The sequence below is a fragment of the Kitasatospora sp. NPDC034533 genome (assembly GCF_055575155.1).
This window is the reverse complement of sequence record NZ_JBVITE010000137.1, coordinates 1-5,213: the sequence shown is the minus strand read 5'-3', so window position 1 is coordinate 5,213 and position 5,213 is coordinate 1. Positions and strand designations below refer to the sequence as shown.

General features: G+C 71.7%; 3 protein-coding genes and 2 pseudogenes. All 5 read right to left on the bottom strand.

Annotation, left to right across the window (positions count from 1 at the left end):
* Nucleotides 1–129 (bottom strand): annotated as a pseudogene (locus tag ACZ55U_RS38745) (ATP-binding protein); the annotation flags it as partial.
* Nucleotides 110–754, bottom strand: a complete 645-nt coding sequence (locus ACZ55U_RS38740; RefSeq protein ID WP_465534284.1) for a DUF742 domain-containing protein — start codon at nucleotides 752–754, stop codon at nucleotides 110–112. The gene ACZ55U_RS38740 and the pseudogene ACZ55U_RS38745, both read right to left, overlap by 20 nt.
* Before the next feature lie 161 nt (nucleotides 755–915).
* The gene (locus tag ACZ55U_RS38735) at nucleotides 916–1,329 is read right to left on the bottom strand and encodes a roadblock/LC7 domain-containing protein (RefSeq protein ID WP_030291361.1); all 414 of its coding nucleotides are present in this window, start codon (nucleotides 1,327–1,329) and stop codon (nucleotides 916–918) included.
* Nucleotides 1,330–1,339: 10 nt separating this feature from the next.
* Nucleotides 1,340–4,720 carry a sensor histidine kinase gene (locus ACZ55U_RS38730; RefSeq protein WP_465534282.1) on the bottom strand — a complete coding sequence of 1,127 codons (3,381 nt, stop codon included), beginning with the start codon at nucleotides 4,718–4,720 and terminating at the stop codon, nucleotides 1,340–1,342.
* Nucleotides 4,721–5,121: 401 nt separating this feature from the next.
* A pseudogene (locus ACZ55U_RS38725) lies at nucleotides 5,122–5,213 on the bottom strand (ATP-binding protein); the annotation flags it as partial.

Sequence of the window (5,213 nt, the reverse complement as noted above, 5' to 3'; positions counted from 1 at the left end):
CAGGGGGTTGATCTCGGAGACGGCGCCGACGAGCGTGGTCTTGCCGACGCCGAAGCCGCCCGCGACGACGATCTTCGCGGAGGTGGTGGCGCGGGCGGGGGCGGCGGCGTTAGAGCTTGCGAAGTCCACTGAGGACCCTTTCGAGCAGCGTGACGTCGGGCTGGTTTCCGGATTCGCCGCCGGAAGCGGGCTGGTGGATGGCGACGAGGCCGGCCTCGGCCAGGTCGGCCACGAGGATGCGGGCCACTCCCAGGGGGAGGGAGAGCAGCGCCGACACCTCCGCGACGGATTTGACCTCCGTGCACAGCGTGCAGATCCGCTGGTGCTCGGGGAGCAGGGTGGCCAGGCGCTGCGGGTCGACGTCGGCGGAGACCAGCGCCTCCAGCGCGAGTTCGTAGCGCGGGCGGGTCCGGCCGCCGGTCATCGCGAACGGGCGGATCAGCGGGCCGGAGTCGGGTTCGTCCTCGAACTCCTCGACGTGGCCGGGCTCCTGGGCCGGCTGGTAGCCGGGGGCCGGTTCGGGCGCCGGGTTCGGGTAGCCGGGCGCCGGGGCGCCGTACGAGGGCTGCCGGGCGAACCGGTCGTACTGGCCGTACTGCTCTTCGGTCCGGGAGTACGGCTGCTGGGGCTGCTGCCCGTACTGGTGCCGGCCGTACTGCTGACCGTGGCCGACGCCGGGTGCTCCGAAGGCGTCATGGCCTGTGCCAGGGTACGGAAGACCGTACTGGCCGCTGCGGTCGTCGGGCGGTGTCACGGTTCCTCTCCTCACAGGGTGCGGCGGTGCGGTGCGAGCTTCGGCGCAGGTCCGGAGCCGGTGGTGCGAAGGCCGTACAACGTCCGAACCCGAGCCCGCCGAAGCGGGCCCGGGAGGGACGCGGAGGTACTTCGAATACCTGGACGGTATCCGACGGACCGTCAGTGCAGGAGACTGCCCTGGAGTTCCGCGCGGAGTGCGGGGGTGAGGACGGCGCCGGCGCGGTCGACCAGCAGGGCCATCTCGTAGCCGACGAGGCCGATGTCGGAGTCCGGGGCGGCCAGCACGGCGAGCGCGGAACCGTCGCTGATGGCCATCAGGAACAGGAAGCCCCGCTCCATCTCGACCACGGTCTGGTTGACCTCGCCGCCCTCGAAGATCCGGCTCGCGCCGGAGGTGAGGGAGGTGAGGCCGGAGGCGACGGCGGCGAGCTGGTCGGCGCGGTCCCGGGGGAAGCCCTCGGACATGCACAGCAGGAGGCCGTCCGCGGAGACCACCACGGTGTGGGACACCCCGGGGGTGTTGTCCACGAAGTTGGTGATCAGCCAGTTGAGGTTCTGTGCGGCCTGGCTCATCTGGTTCAACTCAACGCTCCTGGTGGTTCGAGCCGCCGAAGAGATCGGTGCTCCGGTTCTGTCCGTTGCCGGACTGGTCTGCCTGATCGGGGTCGATCCGGAAGCTTCCGGTGTTACCGGCACTGCGGCCCTGCTCCACACCGCGGCGCAGGTTGGTCAGGCGGCCACGGACCTCCTCCGGGCTGCGGGAGACCTGCGGCCCGTCCTGCGGGGTGGACTTGGCGTTGCCGGGCACCAGGTTCTGCTTGGGCACGCGCCGCGGCAGACCGGCACCGGTGGTGCCGCCGGAGGAGGGCTCGCGCAGCTGCTCGGCCCGCTGCCAGTCGCCGTCGTTCGGCGACTGCCAGGCGGTGCTGGCGGTCGGGCCGGTCGGGCCGTATCCGCCGAGCGAGGACACGTCGTGGCCGCGCTGCTCGGTGGGTGCCGAGGTGTCCTTGGCGCCGGCGAACCAGTTCGGGGTGTCGCCGGAGGCCTTGGCGCCGGTCGCAGCGCTGCCGGCGCCGCCGCCCGCCAGCTGCTCGCCGGGGCGGCGCTGGGGCAGCCCGGACGGCAGGGTGGTGGTGGGCGCCTGCTCGGCGGCGGGCAGCGCGGGCGGCTCCGGGGCGTACGGGTGGCCGGCCGGGGACTCCTCGGCGGGGCGGCCGTACTGGTCGTAGCCGTCCTGGGCGTACTCGTCCTGCCGGTAGCCGTCCTGCTGGTAGCCGTACTGGTCGTCGGCGTAGTCCTGCTGCTGGTAGCCCTGCGGGGCGTACTGGTCGTAGCCGTCCTGGGCGTACTCGTCCTGCCCGTACCCGTCCTGCTGGTAGCCGCCCTGGTCGTAGCCGTACTGCTCGTCGGCGTACCCGCCGTCGGCCGGGGCCTGCTCCTGGTAGCCCTGCGGGGCGTACTGGTCGTAGCCCTGCTGGTACTCCTCCTCGGCCTCGGCGTCGACCACCGGCGGCTGCGGGGCGCTCTCCAGGGCCGCGCGGCGGACCTGGTCGAGGCGCTGCGAGCGCTGGACGGCCTCCAGGGCGGGGCTGAACCCGCTGGAGCCCGTGCTGCCGGAGCCGGTGAGGTGGTCGTCGAAGCCGAGCTCGGCCGCGCTGCGGGCGCGGTTGTCGGGCGCCCACTCGGCGGTCGGCTCCTGGTCGGCGAAGATCCGGGAGACGGTGAACTGCTCGTCGGGCTCGGGCGCCTGGCCGGACTGGGTGACGAACGCCGGGAGCATGACCAGCGAGGTGGTGCCGGCCGACTCGCCGGACGGGCGGAGCTGGACGCGGATGTCGTGCCGCTGGGACAGCCGGCCGACCACGAACAGGCCCATGCGGCGGGAGATGGTGGCGTCCACCGTGGGCGGCTCGCCCAGCTTCTCGTTGATCTCCGCGAAGTCCTCGGCGGTGAGGCCGATGCCCTTGTCGTGGATCTCGACCAGGACGCGGCCGTCCGGCAGCCGGGTCGCGTTGACCAGCACCCGGGTCTGCGGGCTGGAGAACGAGGTCGCGTTCTCCAGCAGCTCGGCGAGCAGGTGGACGAGGTCGGTCACGGCGGCGCCGACGACGTCGACCTCCGGGATGCCGGAGAGCTCGACGCGCTCGTACTGCTCCACCTCGGAGGCGGCGGCGCGGAGCACGTCGACCAGCGGGACCGGGGTGTTCCAGCGGCGGCCGGCCTCCTCGCCCGCGAGGACGAGCAGGTTCTCACCGTTGCGGCGCATGCGGGTCGCGAGGTGGTCCAGCTTGAAGAGGTTCTCCAGCTGGTCCGGGTCGGCCTCGTTGTTCTCCAGGTCGGTGATCAGCGCCAGCTGGCGCTGGATCAGGCTCTGGCTGCGGCGCGACAGGTTGGTGAAGATCGCGTTGACGTTCCCTCGCAGCAGGGCCTGCTCGGCGGCGAGCGCCACGGCCTGCTGGTGGACCTGGTCGAACGCCCGGGCGACCTCGCCGATCTCGTCCTTGCCGTGCAGCGGGATCGGGGTGACCGAGGTGTCGACCCGGTCGGGGTCGGTCTTGGAGAGCTTCTCGACCAGGTCCGGAAGGCGGTGGTCGGCGATCTCCAGGGCGGCGTTGCGCAGGGTGCGCATGCCGAGGATCATCGAGCGGGCCACGTAGCCGGTGAGCAGGCCGGCCAGGATCAGCGCCGCGACGACGATGACCGTGTTGAGGATGGCGTCGTAGAGCGCGTTGTCCTTGAGGTTGCGCGCGTCGGTGACGACGTCGTCCAGCAGCGTGACCTCGGTGTTCCGCAGCGCCTGGATGTGGCTGTCGGCGGCCTGGTTCCAGTTCTCCGAGGTCAGACCGGCGTTCTTCGCCTCCGCGTACGCGGCGTCGGCGGCGGCCTTGCCCTTCTGCTGGCCCTCCGCAGCGGCCTGGCTGTAGCTGGCGCCGAGCTGGAGCAGGCCCTGCATGGTGGGCGCCGTGCCGTTGGGCATCTTGTACGCCGAACGGTCCTGGGCGGTGGTCAGGGCCATCTGCGCGGCGGCGTACTTGGCGCCGTCCTCGGGGGCGGCACCGGTGTGGAACTCGTTGATGGAGACCTGTTCCAGCTTCTCCGAGATCAGGATCTGCTGGATGACGTCCTGGTTCTCGTAGCGCGTGGTGGCGTTCTGGTTGATGCCGACCAGCAGGTTGAGCATCAGCGCGCGCTGGGTCGAGGCGGCGGCCTTGGCCAGCGAGATCGCGTAGATCGCGCGGCCCTTGCTGGTGGCGTTGGCGGAGCCCATGCCGACGGAGTTGTCGAAGGCCAGCAGCGGGTCGAGGAGCACCGAGTAGGCGTTGGCGGTGGCACTGGCGAACAGCTCGGAGCCGTACGCGTTGGCCCGCAGGTGCGGCAGGTCGGCCACCAGCGTCTGGAAGGCCTGATGGCGCCGGGGGAGCTCGCCGGACTTGTCGGAGGCGGCGTAGGCGGCGTAGTAGGCCTTCAGCGCGGCGTCGGTGTCACCGCGGCGCTTGGTCACCTCGTTGTTCGGGTCCTGCTTGGTGAGCAAGGGTATGAGCGTCTTGTCGCGCTCGTTCTCCAGGGCCTCGGCGAGTTCGGTCGCCGCCTTGGCCAGCTCCGCGGTCTTCTCGGCGCGGGAGGCCTTGATGTAGCCGTCGACCGAGGTGTTCACCCGCAGACCGCCGAAGACGAGACTGATGACCACGGGGATCAGCAGGATCGCGATCAGACGGGCCGGCACGCGCCAGTTGCGCGGGCGGAGGAAGTCGTACCGGGTGGAGCCGCCGCCGTCGCCGGACGAGCCGGTGCCGCGGGGTGCCGCGGGGGCGGGCGCCGGCTCGGGGGCCGGGGCGGGGATCTGGCCGCGCTCCTCGGCGGGAGTGAACGCGGAGAATCCGGCCGGGCCCCCCGGGGCGCCGTTCGGCTCGCTCTGGCGGGGCTCGGAGCGCCGCTGCGGGGCGGGTTGCTGCTTACGCCTCACTCGACAACTACCTCTCGGCCGACTGCCGGCCATGGATCAATCCAGCGCTACCCCCGGGCCCTGACCGGCCGCCGGACGGGCCGGGGCAGGAGAGATTCAGGGTCAGCTGGAATTTCAGCACGTGCAGGGGTGGGGGACAAACAGCCGCCGTCCGGTACCCGCGTCGTCACAATCGGGACATTCACTGACATCGCGGAGCAAAACCGTGGTCACCTGGCGCTGAGTGACGCTGATTCGCCACGGTGAGTCACTGTTGATCACGAAATGCCTACCGAACTGTTATCCGCTGCTTATAGACGGGCCTTGCGCGCGGCCCCCCGGCGGCACCGGACGGTCGTCGGCCCCGCCGCCCCGACGGTCCGTGGCGGGACGGACCGTCAGGGCCGCGCGGTCGCCCCCGTTCACCGCAGTCGGGCGAGGAGGGCGTGTTCGACGAGGGTGATGAGGGCGCTCTTGGCGCTGTCGCGGCGGCGGGCGTCGAGGGTGATGACGG

Excerpts from the sequence above, each read along its gene's own strand:
- ACZ55U_RS38735 (WP_030291361.1), bottom strand. The coding sequence starts at position 1,329 with ATGAGCCAGGCCGCACAGAACCTCAACTGGCTGATCACCAACTTCGTG.